At 57.7% G+C, this 26,259-nt stretch carries 16 protein-coding genes and 1 pseudogene; 7 read left to right on the top strand and 10 right to left on the bottom strand.

Annotation, left to right across the window (positions count from 1 at the left end; translation table 11 throughout):
* Positions 1 to 108: 108 nt before the first annotated feature.
* The 5 genes from HMPREF2804_RS02255 to HMPREF2804_RS02235 all read right to left on the bottom strand — a co-directional run bounded on the left by HMPREF2804_RS02255 (position 109) and on the right by HMPREF2804_RS02235 (position 14,320).
* Complete coding sequence (locus HMPREF2804_RS02255) at positions 109 to 4,440, bottom strand: FtsK/SpoIIIE domain-containing protein (RefSeq protein WP_070627094.1); 4,332 nt, start codon at positions 4,438 to 4,440, stop codon at positions 109 to 111.
* 79 nt (positions 4,441 to 4,519) lie between these two features.
* Positions 4,520 to 5,875, bottom strand: a complete 1,356-nt coding sequence (locus tag HMPREF2804_RS02250) for an ABC transporter substrate-binding protein (protein WP_070449255.1) — start codon at positions 5,873 to 5,875, stop codon at positions 4,520 to 4,522.
* A gap of 1 nt (position 5,876) precedes the next feature.
* Complete coding sequence (locus tag HMPREF2804_RS02245) at positions 5,877 to 9,056, bottom strand: 1,4-beta-xylanase (protein WP_070627092.1); 3,180 nt, start codon at positions 9,054 to 9,056, stop codon at positions 5,877 to 5,879.
* 170 nt (positions 9,057 to 9,226) lie between these two features.
* Positions 9,227 to 11,179: a serine/threonine-protein kinase gene (locus HMPREF2804_RS02240; RefSeq protein WP_239653093.1), complete on the bottom strand. Its 1,953-nt coding sequence runs from the start codon at positions 11,177 to 11,179 to the stop codon at positions 9,227 to 9,229.
* A 252-nt stretch (positions 11,180 to 11,431) separates the two neighbouring features.
* Entirely contained in the window at positions 11,432 to 14,320 is a 2,889-nt protein-coding gene (locus tag HMPREF2804_RS02235; protein WP_246824098.1) for a choice-of-anchor M domain-containing protein, read from the bottom strand.
* A 145-nt stretch (positions 14,321 to 14,465) separates the two neighbouring features.
* Between HMPREF2804_RS02235 and HMPREF2804_RS02230 the strand changes: the two genes are divergently transcribed.
* The 5 genes from HMPREF2804_RS02230 (at position 14,466) to HMPREF2804_RS02210 (ending at position 21,293) form a co-directional block, all read left to right on the top strand.
* Complete coding sequence (locus tag HMPREF2804_RS02230; RefSeq protein WP_070627091.1) at positions 14,466 to 16,736, top strand: TIGR03773 family transporter-associated surface protein; 2,271 nt, start codon at positions 14,466 to 14,468, stop codon at positions 16,734 to 16,736.
* On the top strand, positions 16,726 to 18,402 hold the full coding sequence (locus HMPREF2804_RS02225; RefSeq protein ID WP_070627089.1) for an anchored repeat ABC transporter, substrate-binding protein: 1,677 nt from the start codon (positions 16,726 to 16,728) through the stop codon (positions 18,400 to 18,402). The genes HMPREF2804_RS02230 and HMPREF2804_RS02225 overlap by 11 nt, the downstream gene beginning before the upstream one ends.
* A 65-nt stretch (positions 18,403 to 18,467) precedes the next feature.
* Positions 18,468 to 19,511, top strand: a complete 1,044-nt coding sequence (locus tag HMPREF2804_RS02220) for a choice-of-anchor M domain-containing protein (protein ID WP_083308326.1) — start codon at positions 18,468 to 18,470, stop codon at positions 19,509 to 19,511.
* The gene (locus tag HMPREF2804_RS02215; protein ID WP_070627087.1) at positions 19,504 to 20,424 is read left to right on the top strand and encodes an anchored repeat-type ABC transporter ATP-binding subunit; all 921 of its coding nucleotides are present in this window, start codon (positions 19,504 to 19,506) and stop codon (positions 20,422 to 20,424) included. Before HMPREF2804_RS02220 ends, HMPREF2804_RS02215 begins: the two co-directional genes overlap by 8 nt.
* Positions 20,421 to 21,293: an anchored repeat-type ABC transporter permease subunit gene (locus tag HMPREF2804_RS02210; RefSeq protein WP_070627085.1), complete on the top strand. Its 873-nt coding sequence runs from the start codon at positions 20,421 to 20,423 to the stop codon at positions 21,291 to 21,293. The genes HMPREF2804_RS02215 and HMPREF2804_RS02210 overlap by 4 nt, the downstream gene beginning before the upstream one ends.
* A gap of 37 nt (positions 21,294 to 21,330) precedes the next feature.
* On the opposite strand, the gene HMPREF2804_RS02205 is transcribed toward HMPREF2804_RS02210, so the two are convergent.
* Positions 21,331 to 22,008, bottom strand: coding sequence for a hypothetical protein (locus HMPREF2804_RS02205; RefSeq protein ID WP_098042773.1), 678 nt, complete (start codon positions 22,006 to 22,008; stop codon positions 21,331 to 21,333).
* Between the two features lie 185 nt (positions 22,009 to 22,193).
* Here HMPREF2804_RS02205 and HMPREF2804_RS02200 point away from each other — a divergent pair, with 185 nt between their 5' ends.
* A complete protein-coding gene (locus HMPREF2804_RS02200; RefSeq protein WP_070627081.1) occupies positions 22,194 to 22,535 on the top strand; it encodes a hypothetical protein in 342 nt (113 codons plus the stop codon).
* Positions 22,536 to 22,839: 304 nt separating this feature from the next.
* Positions 22,840 to 23,904, top strand: a complete 1,065-nt coding sequence (locus tag HMPREF2804_RS02195) for an alcohol dehydrogenase catalytic domain-containing protein (protein ID WP_070627079.1) — start codon at positions 22,840 to 22,842, stop codon at positions 23,902 to 23,904.
* Between the two features lie 210 nt (positions 23,905 to 24,114).
* Here the strand turns inward: HMPREF2804_RS02195 and HMPREF2804_RS02190 are convergent, their stop codons facing one another.
* The 4 genes and pseudogenes from HMPREF2804_RS02190 to HMPREF2804_RS02175 form a co-directional block, all read right to left on the bottom strand.
* Positions 24,115 to 24,696: a hypothetical protein gene (locus HMPREF2804_RS02190; protein WP_070627077.1), complete on the bottom strand. Its 582-nt coding sequence runs from the start codon at positions 24,694 to 24,696 to the stop codon at positions 24,115 to 24,117.
* 218 nt (positions 24,697 to 24,914) lie between these two features.
* Entirely contained in the window at positions 24,915 to 25,418 is a 504-nt protein-coding gene (locus HMPREF2804_RS02185; protein WP_004006355.1) for a lysozyme family protein, read from the bottom strand.
* 70 nt (positions 25,419 to 25,488) lie between these two features.
* Entirely contained in the window at positions 25,489 to 26,007 is a 519-nt protein-coding gene (locus HMPREF2804_RS02180) for a muramidase (RefSeq protein ID WP_070627075.1), read from the bottom strand.
* A gap of 71 nt (positions 26,008 to 26,078) precedes the next feature.
* A pseudogene (locus tag HMPREF2804_RS02175) lies at positions 26,079 to 26,259 on the bottom strand (peptidoglycan-binding protein); the annotation flags it as partial.

Raw genomic sequence — 26,259 nt, 5'->3', positions numbered from 1 at the left:
GGCCACAGGAAACATAGAACCAAAACTCAACTAGGCACATGCTGACCGATACAGAAAAGATCCCTCACGGTAACACATATCGTGAGGGATCTTTTCTGAGAAAATGCTCTACGATGCCATTTTCGGCCGAACCTCAAGGTCGTCGGGGCACATGGTCTGAGCCAAAACCGCAGAACCGCCCAACACCACATAGCCGCGACCCGTTGTTAGAGTTACCGGTGCACGGCGCGGTAGCGTCATTGAGAACATATCGCCGTCGTAGTCAATATGCGGCTGCAGAAGCACACCGGTACGCGACTTACGCACCGCCTTCGTCCAGTGCGAATACATGGTGCGCAACTCACCCGGCTTACCCGAGGCAATGACACGGACAAATGGGGACTCCGCTTTAAGAAGATTAGCAATTCCCTGGTCAGCATCATCAATACGTTCCGCATCGTCAATCAACAAAAGCACTGGTTCCTCGGTAATTTCCAGCTCTGCTGCAAGGGAGTTAATATCCTGTGGAGTCGTAGCCTTCCGATCAAAATCACGATGCGCCAGCGGCGAGCGCCTGCTGCACATAACCCACACTTGAGCGTTCGTTTCTCCGCGGTCGCGCTGTTTCATGACGGAGTCAGCGATAGCCTGGAGCAGGGTCGATTTACCGGAACGCGGTGAGCCGCCAATGAGCGCACTTTCCCCTTCATAAAGCTCGAATGCTATTGGTTTGAGGTTATGCTCGGCAATACCCACCGGAATAATCCAGTTTTCTCCGCCAATCACGGGCTCTACACCTAGCTGGGAACGATGCACCAGGGAAGGCAGCTGCCCAATAACATCGGGCTTATCGATCGTACCCCAACGCTGCACGACTTGCTGAACGGCGTCGTCAAGGCTCATCTGCGGTATTGCTACCTGAATTTGTCGGATGGTATCACTATCGACGCAACGTCCGGGCACAGCGGCTGGGATGTCGGTTCCTCGAATCCTGTAAGTAGTGTAGTCGTAGGAATCGGAGAGGTGGAAAAGCCAGCGCTGCTGGGTTACGTCGCTGACAACGGCAGGAATTCCCTTCAAACGACTTGTCGCCATCATGAAGTGCATTCCTAAGGCAGGCCCTTCGGAATATACGCGGTGGAAAGCTCCCAGGTAGTCGGTTCCGGTGTACTCCATGAATTCGTCGCGCAGGGTGCCGTAGCCGTCAATAAGGATAATGAGTTTACGCGTATTAGTCGGATTGGAGCGGCGGCGTTCCAGCTCAACCATAAGATGCCGTAAGAACCTGGTCTGACGTTCCTTGGCACCTTCACCGGGACCTACATAGGCGCTCACATGCGGCAGGTTTTTCAAGGGGGCTAAAGAGCCCGGTCCCAAGTCAAGAACGAGCATATCGAACTGATCAGGAGGTGTGTTCAGGCAGAGGGTAAGCGCCATGGAGGCAAGCCCGGTGCTAGTGCCGCTACCGGGAGTTCCGACGAGGAACATATTGCTGACGTTGGTATCCCAACCGGCGGGTACCTGAACCTGGTCTTCGGGTATATCGGCGAGACCGAAGAAGACGGTACTGCCCTGAACGGTACCTACAATCGGAGTGTCACCATCTGCGGGTGCGGGTTCGTCAATCCCGTAAAGGGGCTTCTCGAATCCGTTCAGCGGCAGGTTATCGCCGAGGGCTTCGGGCCAGACTTTGCGCGGCGGGGCATAGCGCTGCTCGTGGTTGGCTTCGACGATGGCGTCGATCAGGTTGTCGAGGTCATTCGCATCGGTCTTCTTCGGTTTCGGCAGTGCACGCGGTGCCGACGGAATGCCAAAGATATTGGTAGAGCGCATTTCAATAGGGTCTCGTTCGACAACGCCGCTGTACCCGGTTACCAGCGCGGTCTGAATGGGGGTGATGTCGGTTTGCCCCAGTTTGATGTAGGCGCGGCCCATCTGGGAGCGCTCGATGGATGCGGCGTCCGGCACCTCAATCACGTTGGAGGAGTCGTCTTTGGACTGCACGCGCAGCGCAACACGCAGGTTGGTGTTCGCCAGGATGTCGTTGTTCACCACGCCAGCGGGTCGCTGGGTTGCCAGGATCATGTGCACGCCGAGGGTACGACCCACGGCACCGATGCTCACGAGCGAGGTCAGCACATCCGGGAAGTCCTTGGCGAGCATGGCGAACTCGTCAATCACCAACAGCAGGCGCGGCATATGTTCTGGCGGGTTGGTGGCGTGGTATTCGATGATGTTGTCCACGCCCTCCCCGGCGGCAGCGAAGAGCCGCTGTCGCCTTTCCATTTCAGCTTCGAGGCTGATCAGCGCACGGTTTGCGAGCTGTTCGTCGAGGTTACTGATGGTGCCGATGGTGTGCGGCAGCCGTTCACAGGCTTTGAACGCCGCGCCGCCCTTGAAGTCGATCAGAATGAAGTTGAGGCGCGTGGGGTCGTTATGGGCCGCCAGACCGGCGACGAGGGATCGCAGGAATTCACTCTTACCCGAACCCGTGGTACCGCCGACAAGACCGTGCGGACCGTCTTTGACGAGGTCGAGGGTGTACACACCTTGGTCGCCAACGCCGATTTCGGTGCTGTATCCGGTGGATTTCTGCCAGGTGCTGATAATCTTTTGGGCGGTGGGTGGCGTGCCGATGCCGGTGAGTTCGGGCAGGCGCACCAGCCCGGGCAGACCCGCACCGGGGATGATGAGCTCAGGGTCGTCGAATTCCGCAAGCATCCGCGCCAGTTTTGTGACGTAGTCAAGGTCGATGCCGCCGATAATAACGTCGTTGACGGTACGGCGTTTCTCGGGTTCGTAGAAAGTTGCGGCGGCGTCTTCGTCCACTGTAACAACTACGGTACAGGAGGCGGGAAGCTGCTCTTCAGAGTAGGCGATTACGATACCAGTAACTTTATGGACCGGCTTGTCTCGTCGAGCCATTTCACGTGCGTTAATGCCGCGCCCAAACCCGAGGAGTTTACGAGCAGGTGCATCGCGCCCTTCAGTCAAAGTTTCGGAATCAATAACGAGCATGAGTCCGGGGCTGAGCAGTCCGTCGATGCTCTGCTGCAGATTCTTGAGCATAGCTGTGGATTGCTCGTAATCCTGCGAAATCCATCGGCCACCCGTGGAAGATCCACTCTGTCGAGTATGCGGCAGCCACGAGGTCCACGACCACTCATCTTCTTTTCCACGGTCGAAAAAGACGCCTAGGGTGAGGTCTGCGGGTCCGCAGTGGGTCACGGCCTGCATCACGAGGCTGCGCGCTAGGGCGAGGGCCCCTTCCCTATCCCCCACGATACCGATAACACCGGCGTCAGTGAGGTCGGCAATCATTGGGACACCCCGTAATTGAGAAGAATCGAGAAGGTCTTTTACTTCTTTTTCGGGTTCTTGCGTTGTCGAAAGGTCGTTTTTGGGAATCCAGGCGTAGTTCCCGTACCCCACATGCAAGGTCATAAAATCGGCCGCAGTAAAGCGCCGCTGCCATACTTCTACACTGGGAAGCTTGATGCGCCGGGCTACGCTGGCGGGGTCAGGGGCGAGTTCCTGCAGACGCAGACGTTCATAATTATAGATATCTTGAAATTTTTGTTTGGTTTCGTCAATCTCTTTCTCGAACCGGTTTTCTTCCTCTCGCTTATCGCGTTTAAAACGCCATTTCTGCTCTATCCACATTACAAAAGCCGCAACCGGACTCAACAGGGCAAAAAGCCCGTACCGAGGCTCACGCATAATAGCAACCATCGCACCGGCAAAAATCAACGGTGCGATTACCGTAGCAATGTTAAATCGGCTGGGCTTATTAACGTTCTTCCGCTTCGGTATTTTGACGGTATCTGATTCGGGCATAAGAGCCGCGCGCGGCGGACGGTTGAAGGGTGCCGTGCGGCTGGGGGTCAGGTTGGGAAGCGACCCTGCGCGCGGTGCCAGGGTTTCGGTGAGCTGCGGGCGCACAAGCAGTGCCACTCCCCCGGCGTAGATGACGGCTTCGTCGTCTACTTCTACCCCATCTTCGCCCAGTTTTGCGCCGTTCACATAGGTTCCGTTGGTGGATCCCGAGTCTTTGATGAGTACCCCGTTGTCGGTCTGGGTGGCGGTGAAGTGTTCCCAGGATGCACTCTCGGTTTCCAGCACTACATCGGCTTGGGGTGAACGCCCCGCCACGAGGGCGCGACCGCTTGGCAGGGGCAGGATGCGCCCCGCATGCAACCCACCCGCGACGGTGATGGACCATCCGTGAATGGGTTCGGCAACCGGCGTGGGGGCGTATCCGATGGTGCTGCCTTCGAGCAGCACGACGGTATCCATCGTGGTGTCACCGGTGACAGGCTGGGAGTCTACATAGAGCGGGTCGTCAGCGGCTATCTCTGGGCCGCCCGCCGTGTAGACGATCTGCCGCAGCGTGGTGTTCTCCTGCCACGAATCGAGTTCGATACTTTTCTGAAAAGATTCGAGGGATATTTGGATTCGCATACTGTTCCTTTGACGATCTCACAGCCCTGTACAAGACGGCATCTTATATTCTTTATTTGGAATATATACTAGTCAATTGCTATTCATTGTAGGTTTCCGTTCGAGTTCCACGCTCTGCAAACCAGACGATGCGCGGTTCCTGATCGTTGCTCGGCTCGGGCCGCAGCCCCAGACTCTGCTCCGTGGCGTGGAGTGTCTGCACGGGCGCAGTCGTTGGGTTTTCATGAGTGAAATCGAGTGCGTCGCCCGCAATCGCCTGAGCAGCATCGAGCCTCATGCTTTCCAGCACGCGAGTGACAGCCTCCGGCTTGCGTTCGTGCACCTTATCGATCGCATAGGCGAACGCCAGCACCGCGTTGTGGGAGCGCGCATCCGCATAGGGGGCGGCAGATTTGAAGGCTTGGTCATCCTGCAGGGTCATGTAGGATGAATCCTGACCCATAACACGCACCGCTTCGAGGAAGGCGGCGAGCCCCCGCCCGGGGTCATCGGACTGCAAAGCCAAAGAGTCTGACATGTTGTACCCGACGGTCGTCAGGTTTGCCGAGACCGTGCCACCCTCAGCCACAAGGGTTCGCGCGAAAATGGGCGATACGGCTTGCGGGCTCAAAAGAATCTGAGCCGTCACCCCGGCGTATTGCAGCTCTTTGACGATTTTGGCCTGGCGAATTGCCGAGCCCGAAACGAAGATATTCGCCGAAGCCCCGTAGCTCTGGGACTCTTTCTTGACGTCTTGCGCCAGCTCACGCACATCGGTATCGCGGTCGTACGCATGTTTGGCGGCAACCTGCGGAATCTTCACCTCAGTATCCTTGGGCGCTATCACAATACTCTGGGTACTCGGCTGCGAAGCCTGCATATACGCCTGCGAAAGCTGCTCGGGGGTGGGGGCCAGGCTCCAGACTCCGCGCCCGGTATCTACGCTGTCGTAGACCTCAATCACCGGGATGCTGCTCTCACGTGCCGCGTTCGTCGCACCCTTAATATGCTCACCCGAGGAAGAAATAATAATCCCCTGAACGCCCTCAGATTTGAGTTTTTCGACGGCATCACGAGCCCCGTCAGGGGTTCCCTTATCGTTAGCGACCGTCAGCTGAACGGGGGTTTTACCAAGATCCAGACGATGCGCGGCCACCGCAGCACCCTGGGCAGGGAGCACCCATTCGGAGCCTTCCGCATCCTCGCCGTAGGTCATAATAATCCCGATCTTGGCGTCGCGATTATTGTTGTTCGGCAGCGTAATTTCCTGCGGAACAACGGGGGCTATCGCCTCGGTATCGCCGGGTGCGCGCAGGGGCCGAATATCCGGTCGCAGCAGATGAGCTGCCACCACAATAACCAACAACAAGACCCCCAGAAGGGCACCCCAGCCAATGATGGTCAGGGGTACCCTTCGGGAGGTTTGTTCTTCCTCAAGCTGAGGCTCTGGGGTCACGCTACATGTCCCCAATGTGGAAGGTGTAAACCACCTTCACTTCGGCCTTACCATCGTCAGGCAGGTGGAAGGAGGGCAGGGACTTGAGCTTCTCCAAGGACGCCTTGAACTGTGCCTGCCGCAGCTGCACGGCCGCAATATCCTCGGCACGAACGCTGGTGTAACCCTGCGCGTTCTGTGAGGCAAGCGCCAGCTGGAAGTCGGCGGCACCAGCTTTCGCGGCGTTCGTCTTCAACGCGCCCAGCAGACCCGAACCATCGACTCGGCTATCGCCCAGGTCAAGGATAACCTTGTTGAGGTCGTCGGCAAGAAGCACGGATGCACCCGCCAGGTCGCGGCTGGCGTTTCCGGTGCGCGCATCCAGCTGCTCCAGGGAGCTCTGGGTGACCCCATCCAGGGATGCCTTGAGGTTCTCAACCTTACCGGCAATGTCACGGCGCTGCGCCTCCAGAGAGTTACCGGCATCGCGCACGATTACGTTCGAGGCTTCCGCCAGACCGTAGATCGAGCTGGTGAAGGAATTCTGAATGGAATCGGCACCTGCCGAACCCTGAGCCGATACCTGGCGGATCTCCTGCGAAATCAGGTTGTTGATGTTCTTGCTGGTTTCGTCAGCAGAGTCCTTGAACGCATTCTTGAGGGCTTCCGAAAGTTCGGAGTGCTGGCTGGAAAGTTCATCCAGGTTCTTACCCAATTCATCGGATGCGCTAGTCAGCGACTTGAGCTTTTCATCCAGGGAGTTCGGGTCGTTCTGGCGATCATCACGATCACGGTTCTGGTCGTCACCTTCGCCCGCATATGCCTTCTCAACCGAGCTGAGCGCGGAGTCCAGGGAGTTCACCTGGTCGGAGAATCCCTTGGCGTTCTGCGCCAGAGGGGTGGTCGGGTTCTGCAGATCGGTTTCCTTGATAACCTCGTCCCAAGCGCGTGCCTGGTTGTTCAGGCGCTCGTCCATAGCCTGCCCGTAACCTTCGGGTGCCTGGAGCTTGTCGGCAGCAAATCGATGCGCTGCCGGGACTACGGGGGTGCCGCCCTGGTTAGCGTTGTTCCCGTTTTGGTTATTGTTCGGGGTGTTCTGGTTCTGACCGTTTTGATCGTTTTGACCGTTCTGACCATTCTCAGTCGGGTCGTTCTGCGGGGTTACCTGCGCACCGCCCTGGCCATTCTGATCGTTCTGACCATTCTGGTTGTTATTGGGGGTGTTCTGGTTATTATCCTGATGACCCTGGTTCTGGTCGTTCTGGTTACCGTTGTTCCCGTTTTGGTTATTGTTCGGGGTGTTCTGATCGCCTTGGTTCTGGTTATTCTGATCGCGCTGCGGGGTTCTCGGGGTCTCACCGCAAGGCGTAGAAGTCAGGTAGGAGCGCAGGCGGTCTACTTCCTCTTGCGAGAGCTTGCCGCCGTTTTCTACCGAGAGCTTGCAGAGTTCGTTAGCGATATCTTCGTTCTGCTGGTCTATAGAGTTCGAGTTTCCGCTCACGTCGTTGCGCGCCGCCACGGCCTTGCTGTGCAGGCTGTTGAGCGCCTTGGTGAGCTCATCCGAGGTTTTCTTGAGCTCATCTACCGACCGGCGGCTAGACTTGAGCGATTCCGTGACGTCACCGTTCTGCTGGTGGTCTCGAATGGCTTTCTTGCCTTCATCGCTCTGCAGGTACTTCGTCAGGTTGTCTACCTCGCCGCGCAGGGCACGGTAGTTCTTGTTGGCACCCTTGAGGTACTCAGGCTGCAGCTCGTTCACAAGCTTCTCACCATTAGCGACGAGGCCAATCAGGCTTGCCTGCGAGGTGACCGAAGCACCGTACAGGGAGCAGGTGACCGAAGAACCATCACGGCAGACCTCAGGGCTGGGGTTATCCGGCCCGATGGTCTGGCGCAGAGAGTCCGTGAGGGCATGCTGGCAGTCGCCACTGGCATCGGCATAGTTGTTGAGAATCTGGGAAAGCTGCACGAGGTTGCCGTATACGCTCGATCCGCCTCCGGCTGCACCGCGATCGACGGTGCATGACCCGTTTTGATGCGAAACCGAGACATTCGGAACCTGCGAGGTATCACCCAGCAGGGTATCCATCGTGTTCACGGTGCTTTCCAGCTGGCTGATGAGCTGGTTCTTGTTACCGTCGGCAGTCTTGGCAAGGTCATCCTTGAGGGACTGAATTTGCCCGTCAAGCTCCGCCATACGCTTGGTCAGGCTCTCGCTGTTAGCCTGCAGGTTTTTCGCGGCATCCTGACCCAGGGTGTCCGAGGTGTTGTCCAGGCTGGAGCGCAGTTCGTTCACCTGCGAGCTGGCGCTGGTAATCGTCGAATCGACATTGTTCACCAAGTCGATAGTGCGCTGCAGCATCGCAACCTGGTTAGCGTCGTTCTTATTGAAACTGTTGTTGAGCACGCTCTCACCCGAAAGGTCAGAGGCGAACCCCGGCTGAACCGCAATATCGAAATCGGGTGCCTTGAAGTCCTGCGCATTCACCTTCAGCGTGAACGATGTGCTCGCCCCGGAGGTCGGAGGCGCCAGGATCGCACCCCACTGCACGTTCGCCTTGCCGTCCCCGGTCGTGCTGATCACGCCGTTGGTTGCGCTGTCGTCCGTCTTATCGCCGGAGGTAATGATCTGGTTGGATTTCACGTTATCGAGCGAAACCGACCCCGCAACCGTAAATGGAACACCGACGAGCGCCTGGTTGGTACGCTTGGTGCCGCCCGCATCGTAGCTTACCTCTTGGGACTTGAGCGTAAGGTTTTCGACGGTGACCTTAATAGTCAGCTCACCGGAGTACCCGTTCAGGTCTTTCAGGTTTGTACCGGTGCCCTTGGAGCTCTGGTACTGGGTGCTGACGCGCACCGGGACGTCGTTAATAACGTCCTTGACCTTGAAGTTGATGGTTTTGCTGGAGCTCTTGTGCTCTTGTTCATTGACATAGATATTGTTGGTGTCAATAGCAGAAACGTTACCGTTGCTCGCAAGTTTAAGATTCACGTTCTGCAGCACGTGCGTGGGGTTTTGCACCTGCTGTTCGCTCTGCTGGGTCGTCTGCCCGGGCGAGGTAGGATCACTATTCTGCTGGTCTGACGAGGAGCATGCCGCAAGGAGCAAACTGCCAATGACCCCGATGGTTAAAGGCACCCGCACACAGCGGCTCTTCCACGTCAGCCGTGATTCTGACGCGTCGAAGCGTGTAGACATATGGCACTCCGGAAGGTGGCTGATTTTATGGACAGTAATGTTGCATCGTATGTGTGTGGCGTTGAGTAAACCGTTCGAGGCAACTTAAAGGTATTCTACCGCGCCATGAGTAGAATGTGCGGGAAATATGCCAATCTTAACGCTCTGTCGCACGATCAACAGATGTTCAATTACCGTGATGTAATACTGAAAGCGTTACTCTGCAGATTTGTGAAGTTACCCACCTGAACGTTGAGCTTGCACTGGGGAGCAACCGATAGGGCCGTCACATTTTTCTGATCCGCTGAAATCGATAGGTGACCGGAGCATCCGTCTGTGAAGGCGATATCGCCCGTGTCCGGCGCCAGCGAGGTAATGGCCTGGGAGGGGGTGCCGGTCTGCGGCAGCTTCATGAGCGGGTTCAGGTCATCCTTGCCGCTGGGCCACACCGGCAGCAGGGTAACCGGTACCGCCGATTGGTTAACCACGCGGTTGGGCACCTGCACCTCAATCTTCTGGATGCGCTGAATGGGGTACGAAGCCGATTTCACGTCCGGGTCGCTAATGGCGGTCTGGGTTTTCTTGGTGATCTCGCCCAGCCATTTTTCGAGGCTCTTCTGATCGGGAATATCGATATCGACCTTGGCGCTCATGGTTACGGCTGAGTTCGCTGGAATCTTAAGGTTACTCACGTTCCAGGCGCATTTCGTATCCAGCCCGGTAATGGCGGCCTGATTTTTGCGGATCTCCTCGGCCTCACTCGCCTGGTTCCATGTGGTTTGCGGGCAGGAATCGGTGCTCAGTCCGGGAACAACCTGCAGAATATCGCCGTGCAGCCCGGATTTTTGCGTCGAGTACTCAAATTTCACGGTCGCCGTATGAGAAGACGGGTCATAGTCGGCCTCCAGGCGGGTGCCTAAGCCACTCGGCAGGGGCGAATTCGTGCCTGAAGATGCGGTCCAATGCTCTTTTGGACCCTCTTGCTTCTTCTCACCGGAACTATTGATAAAGACGAAAACGCACGCGCAGATAAGCGCCAAAATACCTAATATCGACCCCCACACGAGCGGGCGTTTGAGCTGTGAGGCAACCGTTCTCGGCTGCTCATTCTCAAATTCTTCGTCGATTTCTTCCTCTTCGACAACAGGCGCCTCGGTCACCGGGCGGATAATCGTCTGATGCGAGGCTTCACCCAGTTCGGGCACCTGGGTGCTGTAGTTATCCTGCGCGGCTTGAGCGGGTGCCTGCTCGCCGCCGCGAATAACCGTGCGCTGACGACCACCGGTACTCTGGTTTTCTGAGGCACGTTCCTCATACTCGAACCGGTCAGCATCCTGGTATTTCTTGCGCAGAGCCCGAACCTGCGCCACAGCCTGCGCGGCCTGCGGGCGGTTCTTGGGCGATAGGCTCATAAGATTCTCAAGGACGGTGCGCACATCCTCGGGAAGGTGATCGCTGATCTGAACGGCAGAATCCGCATCCACCAGCGGAACGGCGCCGACCAGAAGCTCGTGAAGCATAACACCGGCGGAATAAATATCGGCTGAGGAATCCGAGCTTCCATAGGCTTTACGCTCGGGCGACATATAGGCGGGTGTACCGTAAAAACCCTGGCTCTCCGTCTGCCCCATGAGCGTGGCGATACCGAAGTCGGCAACCCGCACCTGCTCTACGAGAGCATCACCGTAATGCCCCGATAAAAGCACGTTATCGGGCTTAATATCTAGGTGCAGAACCCCGGAACGATGCGCGTATTCCAGCGCCAAAAGCACGCGCTCAACAATGCCGAAGGCCTCGCCAGGCAGCAGATTCTTCTGCTTCTGCAAAAACTCGCGCACGCTTCCACCATGCTGGTATTCCATGACGATCGCCAGGTTGTCGCCCTCGACCACCATGTCTTCGATCGGCACGATGTACTGGTGGTGCAGCTGCGAAAGCACGGTGCGTTCGCGCACGAACCGCTCAAGAAATTCGCTGTCTTTGTGGTACTCGGGCTTGAGGAATTTAGCAGCATACAGCGCCCATGAGCCTTTACGTGAGACCGCCCAGACGGTGCCGACCGTGCCGGAACCTACCGCGCGTATGAGCGTGAAGGCAGATCCTAGCGGCGCTCCTTCGCGCATGCCAGTTATTGCATCGTCCACGGTTGCTCCTCACGCTCTAGTGCTCGGGTAGGTCTCACGGCTATACCTAGTGTAACCGGCGCATCCGCAAGATTCAGCCTTTTGCTCACGGTCAGCGGGGATTTTAAGGGGGTATAAAACGGATGGCGCTCTTAGTGCTCTACCCGCCAAAACCCCTGCTTAACACGCTCTTAAACGGTTATGACCTCACCGTTTTTCACAAAAACGGTGAGGTCATAAGGTGTAATGCGTGTTCGGTGTTTTACGCTGCGGCTACTTTTGCCGACGACGGATCACCAAAACGGCACCAGTGCCCAGAAGCGCAACGCCCACGATTACCACGGGAATCACGGCAAATCCGGTATGTGCCAGGGCGTTCGGGCTCGCAGATGCACCGCCTGCAGACCCTTGAACCACGCTGGATGCACCCGAATCTGAGCCACCCGATACGCCGTTCCCCGACGATCCGGTGACCGTGCCGTTCTCTGTAGTTGTACCAACCTGGGTACCCGCCCTCTGGGCTGTTCCCGGGTTCGCCGCTTGCTCAGAACCTTGCGGGTCCATGCCCTCTGTACCGTTCTGCGGGGCTGCCGAGGCATCCTGCGAGTCGGTCGGGTTGTGCGGATGCGCCGCATCCGCCGGGGCATTGGGAACGCGCACGGCGCCCTGAGGGGTACCCACCCGTGCCGAGGAGTCTTGCCCGGTCTTCTGCCCGGAGGATGAACCGTCGTTTGTACCCTTGCCCGGCTCTGGCGCTGCGGTAAAGGAGCATGCGTTGCTTGCCTCATCCCCGACGGCGACAGCAAGCTGCTGGACTTTACTTGTGATCTCAGTACCGTCTTTGAGTTTTGCGGTGTACTGAACGTCAAACATGTAATGTCCAGGCTCGGTAAATACCCAGTTGGCGTGCGCGTGGGTTGCGTAGTCGATCGATATACTATGTTGATTTTTGGTCGAATCTAGCAGGACTTCGGGACCGGTCAGCGATTCGGTGAAGACGCCGAATCGCGCGCCCTTCGGCATGCTGCGGGGCACAACGTGCAGGGTTACGCCGCCGTCGAGCCTGCTGTAGTCCACATCCTGGGTGCTGTACCCGGGCCAGGGCAGCCCGCGCATCTGGGTTTGTGGAAGCCCGTAAAACGCGGTTCCGACCGGTCCAATAAAGTCGAGTTTGGGCGAGTTCATGTGCTCGTTGCGGCTGCGGCGGGCACGATCACTAACGGTCCACACCACGGTATCCAGCGGGCGCACCACCGAGTCCGCATCGATGATTCCGCTATCGTCTTTGAGCCCCAGTTCCAGCCGGTTATCACGCAGTTGTGCTTGAAGGTCCAGGTGCCCGTCGCCGATTTTATAACGACCGTCGATCTTCCCCGCCTCGCAGGTTGGCATGGGGGCGGGCGCCTTCGGTGCGGGGTTTTGCGTGTTTTGTGCATCCCCATCTCGTGAGGGAGTCGGGCTTGCGCTCGGCTGCTCGGGAGCCGCCGGGGCGGGGGATGCACTGGGCGGCGCATCGTTATTGTTGGGGGCGGGACCGCTCGGGTCAGCGGAGGGGCTTGGCTGGGGCGCCGGGGTGTGCGAGTCGCCCGGCTGGGGGTTTGCGGCGGGCGCATCCGCACCCAGCGTTCCCGTGGCACTGTAATCGCCGCCGCGCTGATAATTTTGGGTGAGTTTCACCTGTGAGGTGCGGGCATTCATATCGGGATGCGGCAGCACTTTCACGATAAGCTCGCTGTTCTCAAAGTAGCTGTCTTCCCGGTAGGTGAAGCGCGCTACCCCGTTGTCGATCGTAGTTTCTATATCGAATTTGGGGTATTCGTAGTCGTTGGGGGCGTAGAACCCGCCCCGGATAAACCCGCGAACATTAGGGTCGGCGAAGGTCACCTCAAGCGTGCGGTACCCTTCCTGCGTGGAGGGCACGGTGCGCACCGTGTAGTCGCCGCTGGCGGGGGTGTATTGAGCGGTAGGAAGCACGGTATTGCGCTCATCGGGCTCTTCAACGGGCCAGTTTCCGGTGCCGTCGTCGCTGTATACGCTCTCGGCGTGCCCGGGTTCATAGGCGAGCTTATGCGAAATCCAGCGCGCACCCTCGTTCCCGCTTGGGGTGAAGACAGCCTGCAGATGCGAGGATTCGCCGCCCATCATTTCGCTCCAGGTGGCGGTGCCGTTCTTTACCTCAAGGTCGGTGAGGAAATACCCGTTGTTGTACAGGGTGAGCGTTCCGCTGAGGTTTTTATCGGCTGCGGTGAAGGTGATGTCGCTGAGTTTATCGTCGGCATCCTTGTTCTTCGCGGGGTCGGGATCGAGCTTGTGGGGTGCCACGGAAAGCACATATTTGGCGGAGTCCAGGTTCCCGACGGGTGCAGTATTGTAGCGGTCAATGGTCGGTACCGCGTTCGGGGTTCCGTCACCGAGAATGGGCTTACGCCCACCCACCTGCCACACGAGTTTTTGCGGCGGGGACTGAATGATCGATCCGTCCGTGCCGCGCGCTACCGTGCGATAGGTCACCACATAACGCCCGGGTCGCGTGAAGGTTGTGGTGTTATGCGTGTGGCTTCCTTTGCTGAGCAGCCAGGAGTGCCACCCGGTACTTGTGCTTGATAGGATGCGGTTTACATCCGCAGGTCCTTCATCGGGGTTGTAGCGAAAAAGCTCCATGCGGCCGGGACCTTCGACCGAGAGAATATCGGTCGCATAAATACCGTCGCGGAAGTTTTCAGTAGGGATTTTGACGGATGAACCCAGCCCTGCCCAGATGGGATCGTGATTACCCCAGGTTAGGGTGGGCGCCATGTAGAGGGTCTGCCCGGGTTCGCCCAGAAAACGCAGATTGGGTGAATCAGTGAGGGTCAGAGTGTATTGGGATGCACCGTTGCGGCCATCCCACCCCTTCCCCACCCAGTTGACGGTCTTATCGAGGTCATAGAGATCGGCACCGGTCTTATAGGGGTTTGCTTCGTTTTTGAGTGCGAAACCGCCGTTTTCCCAGTAGGTTTTCGGGGCATCAACATGGCCCTGAGTAGTAATAATGCGCCCGTCGTCGGGTCCCGCATGCGCGGGGAGCATAGGCGATGCGCCAGCAAGAGCCAGCAGAGCTACTGCGGAAATACGAGCAAGGGATGCACTCAGCGCACGACGATGTGTGTATTTCGTGTACATGACAACCTTTCTCATTTTGCATACACAGCCTATCACTAATTGAGAATAATTGTCATAATCAAAATAGATATGTATAGTGATTCTCATAATCACACGCACCGATGCGTCGTGAACTCACACACCACACCGTCGTTGGAGGAAAACTATGCGCAGATCCGCCCCGCAAACCCCGCCGCGAGAACAACGCAGCCACAAAACATTTACCATCATCGGAACCACCGCCTTGGGATGCACATTAGCTCTCTCCCCTGCCCTGCCCGCATTCAACACGGCACCGGCGGCGCTCGCACACGAAGAACACAGCGCAGGTACAGCACAGGCAGAACCGCGCAGTTACACCGGGAATTACATCGTGCGCGGCGTGCACACCGAACTGCTCAACGCAGAGCTTCACAACGGAAAACTCGCCCTAAACTCCAAGGCCGAAACGCAGGATGGTGAAGGCCTTTTCAACCCCTCCACCACTGTTTTCAACCTACCCGCCAACGATCAGTCCCAAACCCGCGTAGCCGCCGGATATGATTTCATTGCCCCCGAAGGCACCCCCATCTGGTACATCTCGCAGAAGCATACTGATGGGCTTCTCTACCCCGGCTTTAGTGCCGAAAACATTCCGCAGGGCGCTCTGAAAAACAATAAAATCACGGTTGAACTCGTCAAAAGCGAGGTTCCCGAAGGTGCACGCGCCGAGGTTTTTCAGGAGAATCTCTCCGGGGCATCGCGCATGTTTAGCACGGCGGATCGGTTAGCGCCCTACGAGCTTGAGGCGGGTTCTCATGTGCATGCTGCGTGGGCGTTTACCGCCGCCGGAACCTACCGGTTCACTTTCCGCACGAGCGCCGAGCTCGCGGACGGCACGCAGGTTCACGCGGAGGAGACCTACACCGTTGTGGTGGGCGAAGTTCCGCAGGATATTTTCGATCAGGGGCATCGGGCACAAAACCCGCAGGGCTCCGCCGAATCAGCTGCCGCTCCGCCGCAGCGTCAGGAGGGCGGCGAGCAGGCGCATCGGGATGCTGCCCCGAATGAGCGCTCATCAGCGAGAGATCATGGCGCAGGTAGTTCTCACACGCAGCATCAGGTGATCGAGCCCGCGCATCAGGATTCGTCGAGTGTGGAAGCCACCCCGGCTCAGCCTGAATCTTCAGCGGATGCGACACCCAACCCCCAGATTGCAACGGGTGATGCCCCCGTGCCCGATGCACCCGCCCCGGCACCGCAGCAAGCCGATCAGAATGCCGGCACACCTAACCGCACGGTTAACGGGTCAAATGCCCAGAAAGTTACCGCGCCGACCGTTCGGGGTGCGGGTTCTGGCGGTTCAGGGACTTCGGGCAATACCGCGCCGTCTTCGGTTTCTCGCGGCGGCTCTTATCCCGGAACCGAATCCGAGAAGTGCATTCCGACCGAGGTTGTCGTCAAGGATTCCGTGCAGTCACGAAGCATCCAAAGCCCGGCGAATATTCCCGGTACTCTGCCGATGGTAACAACTGCGGATCATGCCGCGGCGGATCGCGCTACAGAGGGGCATTTTGACGTTGGCCCGGTCTTGAACGGTTCCACGCTGAGTTCTGCCGTGAAAGACGATCGGTTCAGCCCACCCAAACATGTGTCACCCGGCTCTTTAGAGTTCGTCCTCGGCGATGCTGCGAAGCTGAAATTCCCGGCGGGCATGGAAGATATTGCCCCCGCGGGAAGTACCGTGCACATGATTGGGGCAACCCAGCAGGCAGGCGTGCCGTGGCTGGGGTGGAGTACCCAGGATCCCGAACTTCTCAAACAGGCCGATGGACCGGTCACCATGAGTTTGAAGGGGTTCGACGGCCCCGGCTCAATGTCGGTGTTCCTTTCGGGCAACTTCGGATCCGCCGGTCAGAAAGTCTTCGATTCCCACGGTGGCTCATTTCAGGTTCCGCTGAATACGCACCAACACAGCAACTGGGTGTTTACCGCAGAGGGCCGCTACCGGGTGACGATCGGTTGGCAGGTGCATCTGAAGAACGGGCAGACCGTCGAGAGCACATCGACCCTGAACTTTACGGTGGGCAATGCCGATAATCCGGCAAACCCCGAGCCCGCGCACCATGAGAAGAACGCGCCTGAGAACGCCGAAAATTCAACCACTCATAAACCTGCCGAACAGCAATCCCAGCGGGGCGCCGTGGATGCGGCCAGCGGTATTGTGACGAAGCCGGACGGCACGAAGATACGCATTGTCGGCAAGACCGCCTCGGGCAAGGACTGCGCCCTCACCAACCAGGAGCTTAAGGATGCGCAGCAATCGGCTGCCGCCGGGAAGCTCGCCAACACCGGGGCTGGGTTTAATCCGTTTATGGTCAGCACCTCTGTGCTTGCCGTCGCGCTGGGAGGCATGATCGTATACACCGTGCGCCGTCGGCACCGCCATGAGCTCTAGAGGTTCACGCCGTCAGTCTTGTACACCGAAGCGCTCACTCGCACTTCCGCTCAGCCGCCGCGCTTTCCTGGGTTTTCTGCCCGTCTGCGCGGCATTGAGCGCCTGCACCGCACAGAACACGTCCTCGGGTTTTGATGCCGGCGGGCGTCTTCAGGTGGTGGCGACAACCCCGATTTTGGCGGATGTGGCGCGTGCTGTTGGCGGCGAGCGTGCGCGGGTACACGCCCTCATTCCTAATGGTGCAGACCCGCATTCCTATGAGCCGAGCCTGCGGGATGTGCGCGATGTCGCCTACGCACAGCTGGCGTTCACCAACGGTCTGCTGCTGGAACAGCGCAAAATGGCGGCGATGGTGAGCTCTAACCTGCCGCAGGGTTCGGCGCAGGTTGCGGTTGCCGAAAGGATTGAGCAGTACGGCGGCAAGCTTGAACCCGTGGTGGAGGATGCCTCGCTGGATTCTATCTGGTTGGGGCTGCGCGTTGAGGGCACCGAGCCTTCGGGCGCATCCGCCAGCCATTCCGCTGAGTCGCCCTCAGATTCGGATGCTTCAGTCGCGTTTTCGGTTACCCGTGTGAAGGGTCCCGGGCAGGTTGCGGCGTTTATTACGCAGACCTTCGGCGCGGTCGAGATGATGTGCGATTCTCAGGCGCGCGGCACGCAAGAATCCACGCAGGATGGTGTGAGGGTGCGTACCGGCGATATGGGATCGCTGGAGCTTCCGCTGCAGGCGCATACGCATCTTTCGTGGGCTTTTGCGGATGCCGGTGTGTACGAACTTGATGTTCTGGCAACGCCCCGCAACGCACCCGAGGGGGTGCGGCATGCGCAGGGAACACTGCACGTTGTGGTGGGTGAAGACCCTGCCGAGGCTGCCTCTCGTCTGAGTGCAAATACGACCGTTTTAGCCTCTGGACATGCGGATATAGCCGTTCAGGCATATACGGGGCGGCTTGTGATTCGCGCCGATAGCGGCGGGAAAGTCACCGAACACGACCTGGCTCGCACGATCATTGCGGTTCCTTCGCGCACTCTGCAGGAGGTTCCTGCGGGCGGCCAATACGGGTTCTTGAGGGGTTCTTCGCGCGAGCATCGGGGGCAGGTGTATTTGCTGGCGCAGGCGGTGCTCGGCAAACATGTGCACGGCGAGATAGACCCGCATATATGGCATTCGGTACCAAATATGAAGGCGGCCGCGCAGGTCATGCGTGATGCTCTCGCCGAGACTGACCCACCCGGAACCAGCCTGTATGCGGCGAATACCGAGCGTGTTATGCACGAGCTCGATGAGCTGGACTGGGAGATTCGCGGCATCTATGCATCTTTGCCCGAACCCTCGAAAAACCTGATTACCACCCATGACGGGTACCGCTATCTGGCAAGTACTTATGGGCTGACGGTGGCGGGATTTGTGACGCCGGTGGCGGGCAGTGAGCCGAGCATCCAACAGCGGCAGCGGCTGCAGCGCACTATCAGGGATTTGCGTGTACCGGCTATATTCCTTGATCGGAATACTCGCACGCGAAGCCCAGTTTTGAGCGAGGTCGCCCATGAAAACGGGGTTCAGGTGGGTACCTTATATTCCGATTCGCTCGATGATGAGGCACCCCATTATGCAGACATGATGCGTGCTAACGCACATACTATCCAGCGGGCGGTTGGGCGGTGAAGTCGTATTCTCGTCCATAGCCACATATGCATATACATCCATCAACGTTGAGGAAGAAGACATACATGAAATATTCTATTTTTGGAATAAAAACTAGTCAGAAGGTTATTTCATTCGCTTTATGTGTGGGTCTCACAGTCTCTATAGCCAATCCGGCATATGCCGATCACACGCCCGCACCGGGTGCATCGTCAAGCACGGCAGCCACAAGCGATAACCTCAGCAAAGAGCAGAAGGCTCTGCAGCAGACGCTCTCACCCGAGCAGCCGGTGGGCACGGGACGCACCGAAATTTCGAGCGGGCATGTTGATATGGGTCCACGTTTTACAGACGGTAAGTTTCAGCTCATGATCCATGACGATCATGCCGCTACACCCATCTGGCGCAGCGTGGATGATGTGCTGTACCGCGGCTCCGATGCGGCACGTCGCCAGGTTCCTGACGATGACCGTTATTCGTTTGTGGGTGCGCAGCCCGGCGAGCAGGTGTATGTGATTCCGCAGACCGAGACGAAGGGGGTCGTCTGGCCTGGCTGGACCACTCAGGATCCGGGGCTTGTGCAGAAAACCCCGCGCGGGGTCACCCTCACCCTAGAGCAGGTTCAGGGACCGGGGCAGTTCACGCTGTACCTGGAGAATGGGAACTTCTCGAAGCCGCAGGTTTTGTGGGATTCGTCCAAGCACGAGCCGCAGGATATATGGGTTGAGAAGAACACGCACACCCACGCCAATTGGGTGTTTACCAAGCCCGGCGCCTATCTGCTGAAGGTGACGGCCCGTGCGGAGCTTGCGGATGGTTCGGTTGTTTCCGATACCCGCTTCATGAAGTTCGCCATCGGGGATTCGGTGACTGCGGACGAGGTGTACGCTCTGGCGCAGCAGGCCGCGGATCAGGCACCGGTGGGCGAATCGGAGGGCGCGCACTCTGCGGCTGCTTCCGATAGTCCGGGAGCCTCATCTGGTGGGTTCCCTGTCCTGCCGGTGGTGCTCGGCGCTGGGGCTGTGGTGGTGCTTGCCGCAGCAGGGCTCTTCATGATGCGCCGCAATAAGACCGCGCAGGCGCAGGCCGAGCGCATCATGACGAGCGGAAAGGGCGCGCGGGATGAGTAAAGGTACCACCGTGCTAGGCTCCAAAAACGACCCCGCGCTGGGGAGTGAAAATCCGACGCTGAGCATCCAGAACCTCTATGCGGGGTACGGGCGGCGGGTGGTGCTGCGGGACTTTTCACTCACCCTGAACCCCGGCGAATTTGTGGGCCTTCTCGGGGCGAATGGTGCCGGAAAAACCACGCTGTTACGTGCCATTATGGGGCTGCTGCATCCTGCTTCGGGGAGCATTCGGGTGCTGGGCAGTACTGCACGCACCGCGCGGGCGCGCATCGGCTATGTGCCGCAGAAGCACCAGTTTCAGTGGGATTTCCCGATCACCGTCAAGGATGCGGTCATGACCGGGCGAACCCGCGAGATCGGCTGGTTTCGTCGCCCTAAAACTGCGGATTGGGTCAAGGTTTTTCACGCCCTGGAACGCACGGATTTAATGCCCCTGAAGAACCGTCCCATCGGCGAGCTTTCCGGCGGGCAGCGGCAGCGGGTGCTTCTGGCGCGTGCTCTCGCGGTTGAACCGGTGCTTTTGCTTCTTGACGAGCCCTTCACGGGGGTGGATGCGCCTACCCAGTCCGCGCTCACCGAACTGTACCGGCAGCTGGCGGGCGAGGGCGTGACGATTCTGATGTCTACCCACGATATTGTGGCGGCGCAGAAGTCTTGTTCGCGGCTGTGCGGGGTGCGCGGTTCCTTGAGTTTGGACGGCAAAACCGAGGATTTTTCGCCGCAGCAGCTTTACGCCTGGGTGCACGGGCGCGAACTTGAGGGCGAGGGTGAAAGCACAGGTAAAGTCGGAAACGCGGGCACAAGCCCATCGCCTGAGATTGGTGTTCCGGGCGCAGGCGGCAACTCGACCAGCGGCACCCGGCAGGGGCATCCTACCGATCATCGTGTAACCCCGCAGGAGGCAGCGGCATGATTACCCCCCTCGATTTTCTGTTTGACCTTTTTAATCCTTCCCTAGCTTTTCTGCCGCGCGCCCTCGCCGCAGTGACCTTGGCTTCTTTGGTGACGGGCGTGGTGGGGTGCCATGTGATGATGCGCGGCATGGTTTTTATTGGCGATGCTGTGGCTCACTCGGTGTTTCCCGGCTTGGCGGTTGCGTTCGTTATCGGCGGCAACTTGGTGTTCGGGGGCTTGATCGCGGGCGTTATTACGGCGGTTTTGGTGGCTATTTTTAGCCAGAACCAGAAGCTGCGCGAGGATTCGGTGATTGGTATTTTCTTTGCCGGTTCGTTCGCGTTGGGTATTGTGATTATTTCGCTGGCACCGGGGTATTCGGGGTCGATTCAGGATTTCCTGTTCGGTTCGATTGTGGGGGTTTCACGCGGCGATATCGCCCAGGCTGCGGCTATGTCCGCCGGGATTCTGCTGCTTCTGTGGCTGTTTCATCGGCAGCTGGTGACGGTGAGCCTGGATCGTGAGAGTGCTCGCGCGCTGGGCTTGCCGGTGCTGTGTCTGGATATTCTGCTGTATGTGCTCGTAACGATTTCCGTGGTGATTTCTTTGCAGACGCTCGGGAATGTGCTGGTGCTTGCGCTCATTGTGGTTCCGGCCAGCGCATCGCGGCTCGCATGCCGCCGTTTAGGTACCATGATGCTGTTCTCACCGGTTTTCGGTGTGCTGTGTTCGACGGCGGGGCTGTACTTCTCGTGGGCGTTTAACCTGCCGACTGGCGGCACGATTGTGCTGACGATGGTCGCCGCTTTCGTGCTGGTGTGGGCGTTTACCTGGATGCGCCAGCGAGTCAGACGCATTCCTGAGACCGTCCATTCCCTGCCGGTTTAGGCTTTGCCGCGCCTATCACAAGGCTCTCACCGTCGTACTAGGTCAGTGAGAAATAGTCTGCGATAACATCCCATCGGCATCGCAGCACGTGCTGATCCGCGAAGAGCGTGGCGCTGCGGTCGGTAAGATGTGCGTGCACGTTCCGGTAGAGTTCATCGCGCAGGTCGTTCATTGTGTTTACGGATAAATACCCGAGCACATCCGGCAGCACGGTATCGAGGCGCTGCTGCTGCAGCTCCTGCTCGGTGAGCGCCACATAGTCCGCCAGATCAAAGGTTTCCATGAACCGATGAGCGGCGGTGCTGAAACGAGTGAATGCTCCTATATTGAGTGTCCCGTCGGGCCTCAGGTAAGCCATTCTCGCTTCGTGATCTACAAATTCGTGGTAGCGGGGGTGTCCAACGCTTATAAAGTACATATCGCCGTCATGCGGGGAGGGCACAGATTTAAGAGGCTGATCGAGGTGTGCCGATATTTTTCGCAGGGTTTTACGCCATTTTTTAGACATCACATAAAACGCCGGGATGCCGCTGTAGTTCCCCGGCGTATGGTTGAATGTTGCGTAGAGAAAAGCGGCCCGAAATATGAGGTCTTCACCGTATTCTTGGGTGAATACGGGCTGATTTTTGCGTGGTTTCGACCAGCCCAGTGAACCCAGGTGCTCGCGGAATGCTTCACCGCTGGAAATATCCCGGTATGTGTAGTTGTCCGCCATACTATCCCCCATATACAGCCTATTTTTAGCAACCACCCTACCATTTGCGGGGCGTGTGGCCATGCGTTTATCGTCGTGTTTTTCTGCCGCCCATGAGGGCTTTTACCGGTATCGCGCGGTGATGCTGTGGTTGCCTCGACCTTCTGGAGGGCGTAGGTATTGGTCTGGCAATCAGCATCTTCTTCGTGCTGCAGGGCAATATGAAGCGCGCCTACTACCTCAGCCGTGAGGAGCTTGCGGAGGCCGACGAAATCACGCTGGATTTGGCGGAAGAGGTGTCGTTCTTGAACAAGGCGGCTATTAAGAAGACGCTGAAGAATATTCGCCCCGGCTCGAAGGTCACGATCAATGCCGAGAACTCTTCGTATATCGCCAGCGATGTGCTGGAGCTGATTGAGGACTTCTCCAATGTTTATGCGAAGGAGAACGATATTGAGGTAGTACTCAAGGGCTTCAAGTCGGATTATCACGACGCGGAGCGCGACCGCCACAGCCACGTGAAGGTGGGTCATAGCGCAAGTATCTAAGCTATGAGGCGGGTATCGCTCCCCCTCGTGCATGTACGCGAGCAGGTGGTTTTTGGCCGAGCAGGTAGTATTTTCCTACCTGCTCGGCCAAAAACCACCTGCTCGCGGTATAGAGCGCATCGCGCATAAGCCTGCCATTCTTACAGTCACCATAACCTTAAATGTAATCTGCGCAACATCTAGGAAGTTACGGATTTTTCCGGTTTAATGAAGGTACAACCTATAAAGAACCCTTGATAGGTTGAGACTATAAGCAATGATGCTGTAGCTACAGCCCCTCATAAAATCTCAGTTAGGAGTCACCATGAAGGCAGTTGTTTACCACGGTCCAGGCAAGCGAGCTTGGGAAGAAGTTCCAGAAGCCACCATCCTTGAACCCACCGACGTCATTGCTCGCGTTGATACCACCACCATCTGCGGCACCGACCTGCACATCCTCAAGGGTGACGTTCCCGAGGTTGAAGAAGGGCGCATCCTGGGCCACGAAGCTATCGGCACGATTACCGAAGTCGGCTCTGCGGTCACCGATTTGAAGGTTGGCGACCGCATCATTATTCCGGCGGTCACGAACTGCGGCAAGTGCTCATACTGTAAGGACAATAAGCCTTCGCACTGCCAGACCGTGGGCGGCGTCGGCTGGATTTTCGGGTACATGATTGACGGCACCCAGGCTGAGTATGTGCGCATTCCTTACGCTGAGACGTCGGTTCACATGGTTCCCGAGGGACTGACCGACGAAGATGTTCTCTTCCTCACGGATGCGCTTCCGACCGGTTTCGAGATGGGTATTCTCAACGGCAACGCCAAGCCTGGCGATACGGTTGCGGTTATTGGTGCCGGTCCGGTGGGTCTGGGCGCGATCATGACGGCGAACCTGTGCGGTGCCGGGCGCGTGATTACCGTCGATATGGACGATAACCGCATGAACAAGGCGCTGGAACTGGGCGCAACCGATAAGGTAAACGCCGCCGATCCGGACTTTATCGAGAAGATTAAGGCCCTCTCCCCCGATGGTTTGGGCGTGGATGTGGCGATTGAGGCTGTGGGCGTGCCGCAGACCTTCGAGACCTGCACCAAGATCGTGCGCCCCTACGGCAACATTGCGAATGCGGGTGTGCACGGCAAGCCGGTAGAGCTGCCGATTAACACCATGTGGATCTCGAACGTGAACATCAACATGGGTCTGGTGAACTGCAACACCGTGGGCAACCTGCTGAATATGGTGCGTTCGGGCCGCCTGAACGCAAAGGCGATGGCAACCCACTACTTCACCTTTGACCAGTTCGAGGAAGCATACGACCTGTTCGCAAATGCCGCTGAGCATAATGCGGTGAAGGTTGTTATCTCGCGCGAACCGATTAAGAAGTAGGGTGTAAGCCCCCTAAGCTAACCCCTCCGGGTTCTTTACCGTCCTTCCCGGAGGGGTTCCTTTCGCTCTCTTCCCCGGAGCCAGCCATGTTTGGGGGTGTACTTTCCGGGATCGTAAAAAAGCTCTTTATTCCAATAAAGCGGGTTTTCCGCCTCTTTATTGGAATAAAGAGCCTTTTTATGCAGGAATCTGCTCACGATGAGCGTTGCTTTACCGACCCTTCGCCAGGTTTTCGAGCTTGGTTACCAGCGCATCAGTGTCTCGGGATGCGCTGCTGAGCACACGATAAATCACGCGCCTCTGTGCAGCCTGGCGCACCGCATCCTGACCTTGCGGCACTCCCCCGCCAGCGCGGGTACGCTCATCGGCCAACTGTTCGGCACGCATGGCGGCGTAGTTGATCTTGGCGGCAAGCTGCATCCTGTCCCGTTCCAGCTGAACACCAGCCCACGAGACAGGCCTGCTGGGGAACGGGCTGTTTGATTCGTCCGCCGCACCCCGGATGCGCTGCGCCTCCTGGGTCAGCTGGGCTGCGTCTACCGCGTCGCCAGCTTGTTTGTACATATCAAGCAGAATATGGAAGTTCTTCGCCTTCTCGCTGAGATACTGCGCGTTGGTGGCCGCGCCTTGAGCTTCGGGGCTCTGGTTCTGATTCGACGGGGTTGACGAAGTCTGCGCGGCGTTCGCAGCCGGAGCGGTCAGAGTCGAACCAACCGCGAGCGCGCCCGCAGCGGGAATGCCAACAGCGGCTGCGCGCAGGAATCGGCGGCGTGAGGTACCCAGTTCAGTCATATGTCCTCCTTATTTATGCGGTGTTAAAACACCATGAGGTGCAGAGTCAGCGCCATTAGGATAAGCGCCAACGCCGCACCTCATGATGCGAAACCGGTAAACCGGTTGGTAGTTTTTAACCGTAACTCACCTGAACACGTTTTTTAGTCAGGGTACGGTTATGCACTACCGTGTTGTCGAGCAGGTTACAGACTGTGTGCTGTGCAGGTTCTCACGCCTTAAGAGTAGTTACCTTCAATAAGCTTGCGCTGAAACGCAACAATGGCCGGTGAGGGACCGTCAAGAACCCCGTCTGCGGTTTGACCCAACCAGCTCTGTAGAGCACTGATTGTAGAGGGTCCGATCAAACCATCAACATCCGTCCCGAGCCAGCGCTGCAAATCTTTGATGGTTTCTGAACCGGAGGCGGCATCGTCAGAAACCCACTGCCAACCGCTCGTCAAACCGGGATTAGCACTTGACTGGGATGCGGGCTGACTGTCGATCTGCCCGTCGAGGGAAAGACCGCCCTCCACCGCAGAGTTTACGGCAGCTATGCTGTTGAGACGCTTCTGCAGCTCAACCGTTGTTTCGGAGCCCCAGTAACCATCATCTGTAAGAGCATTCGCGCTCGTTGCGGTCACAAGGGTCGAGCCGAAAGCGAGCATACCTGCAGCGGGTACACCAATGGCGGTAGTACGCAACAACTTACGGCGGGAAAGTCCGGGATTTTCGAGAGTCATAATATCCCTTCTTCACATCACCACATACGAGGTGAGAACATGTCACGCCATTTTCGCGATAACTTATTTTTTAAGTCGTAGGTACATGAGAGTTCAGATAGTTTTGCAGAGCCTCGATCGTCGGCGAAGGTCCGTCAAGCACGCCGTCAGCGGTTTGCCCAAGCCAGGTCTGCAAAGCACTAATCGTTTGAGGACCAATAATCCCATCGCCTTTCTCGAAGCCCAGCTTTTCACGCTGCAACCTAGCGATAGTACCGGAGCCCTTCACCTGTTCATCGGAAACCCACTGCCAGCCTGAAGCCAGACCGGGGTTCTCCTCAGCACGTGATATTGGCTGAGAAGAAATAGTTCCCCAAGGATCATCAAAAGGATAGTCAGGAAACCACCACTGACCAAGAACCCCTTGCATAAGGACACTTTGGAGAAATTCCGTCGTCTCCGTACCCCAGTAACCATCAACCTCAAGCGCATTCGCACTCGTCGCGGTTACCAAGGTCGAACCAAAGGCGAGCAGACCAGCAGCGGGAACACCAATAGCGGTGGTACGCAGCAACTTACGGCGAGAAATACCAGAATGTTCGTTCATCATTTTTATCCTCCTCACATATATAGAAATTGCGGAGAAAAATCGGGTAACCGATGTATTTTCAGTATGTTGAATTAGTCATAGGTAACCGCGATAAGCTCTGACTGAAGCTTCTTAATGGTGGGAGACTCCTCGCTCAATACCCCATCCTGAGGGAGGTGATAACGCGCCTGAAGTGCAGATATAGTCTGCGAGCCCATGAGCCCATCCTGGGTCACTTTGAGCCAGCGCTGCAAATCTTTGATGGTTTCTGAA

The organism is Rothia sp. HMSC065G12 (genome assembly GCF_001811455.1).
Taxonomy (GTDB): Bacteria; Actinomycetota; Actinomycetes; order Actinomycetales; family Micrococcaceae; genus Rothia; species Rothia dentocariosa.
The sequence above is the reverse complement of the archived record's forward strand: the minus strand, read 5'-3'. Positions and strand labels throughout refer to the sequence as shown.

What these genes read in the sequence shown, in the direction of transcription:
- HMPREF2804_RS02245 (WP_070627092.1), bottom strand. Translation starts at nt 9,056, where the DNA reads ATGTCTACACGCTTCGACGCGTCAGAATCACGGCTGACGTGGAAGAGC.
- HMPREF2804_RS02235 (WP_246824098.1), bottom strand. Translation starts at nt 14,320, where the DNA reads ATGTACACGAAATACACACATCGTCGTGCGCTGAGTGCATCCCTTGCT.
- HMPREF2804_RS02210 (WP_070627085.1), top strand. Translation starts at nt 20,421, where the DNA reads ATGATTACCCCCCTCGATTTTCTGTTTGACCTTTTTAATCCTTCCCTA.
- HMPREF2804_RS02205 (WP_098042773.1), bottom strand. Translation starts at nt 22,008, where the DNA reads ATGGCGGACAACTACACATACCGGGATATTTCCAGCGGTGAAGCATTC.
- HMPREF2804_RS02255 (WP_070627094.1), bottom strand. Translation starts at nt 4,440, where the DNA reads ATGCGAATCCAAATATCCCTCGAATCTTTTCAGAAAAGTATCGAACTC.
- HMPREF2804_RS02215 (WP_070627087.1), top strand. Translation starts at nt 19,504, where the DNA reads ATGAGTAAAGGTACCACCGTGCTAGGCTCCAAAAACGACCCCGCGCTG.
- HMPREF2804_RS02195 (WP_070627079.1), top strand. Translation starts at nt 22,840, where the DNA reads ATGAAGGCAGTTGTTTACCACGGTCCAGGCAAGCGAGCTTGGGAAGAA.
- HMPREF2804_RS02180 (WP_070627075.1), bottom strand. Translation starts at nt 26,007, where the DNA reads ATGATGAACGAACATTCTGGTATTTCTCGCCGTAAGTTGCTGCGTACC.
- HMPREF2804_RS02220 (WP_083308326.1), top strand. Translation starts at nt 18,468, where the DNA reads ATGAAATATTCTATTTTTGGAATAAAAACTAGTCAGAAGGTTATTTCA.
- HMPREF2804_RS02190 (WP_070627077.1), bottom strand. Translation starts at nt 24,696, where the DNA reads ATGACTGAACTGGGTACCTCACGCCGCCGATTCCTGCGCGCAGCCGCT.
- HMPREF2804_RS02185 (WP_004006355.1), bottom strand. Translation starts at nt 25,418, where the DNA reads ATGACTCTCGAAAATCCCGGACTTTCCCGCCGTAAGTTGTTGCGTACT.
- HMPREF2804_RS02225 (WP_070627089.1), top strand. Translation starts at nt 16,726, where the DNA reads ATGAGCTCTAGAGGTTCACGCCGTCAGTCTTGTACACCGAAGCGCTCA.
- HMPREF2804_RS02230 (WP_070627091.1), top strand. Translation starts at nt 14,466, where the DNA reads ATGCGCAGATCCGCCCCGCAAACCCCGCCGCGAGAACAACGCAGCCAC.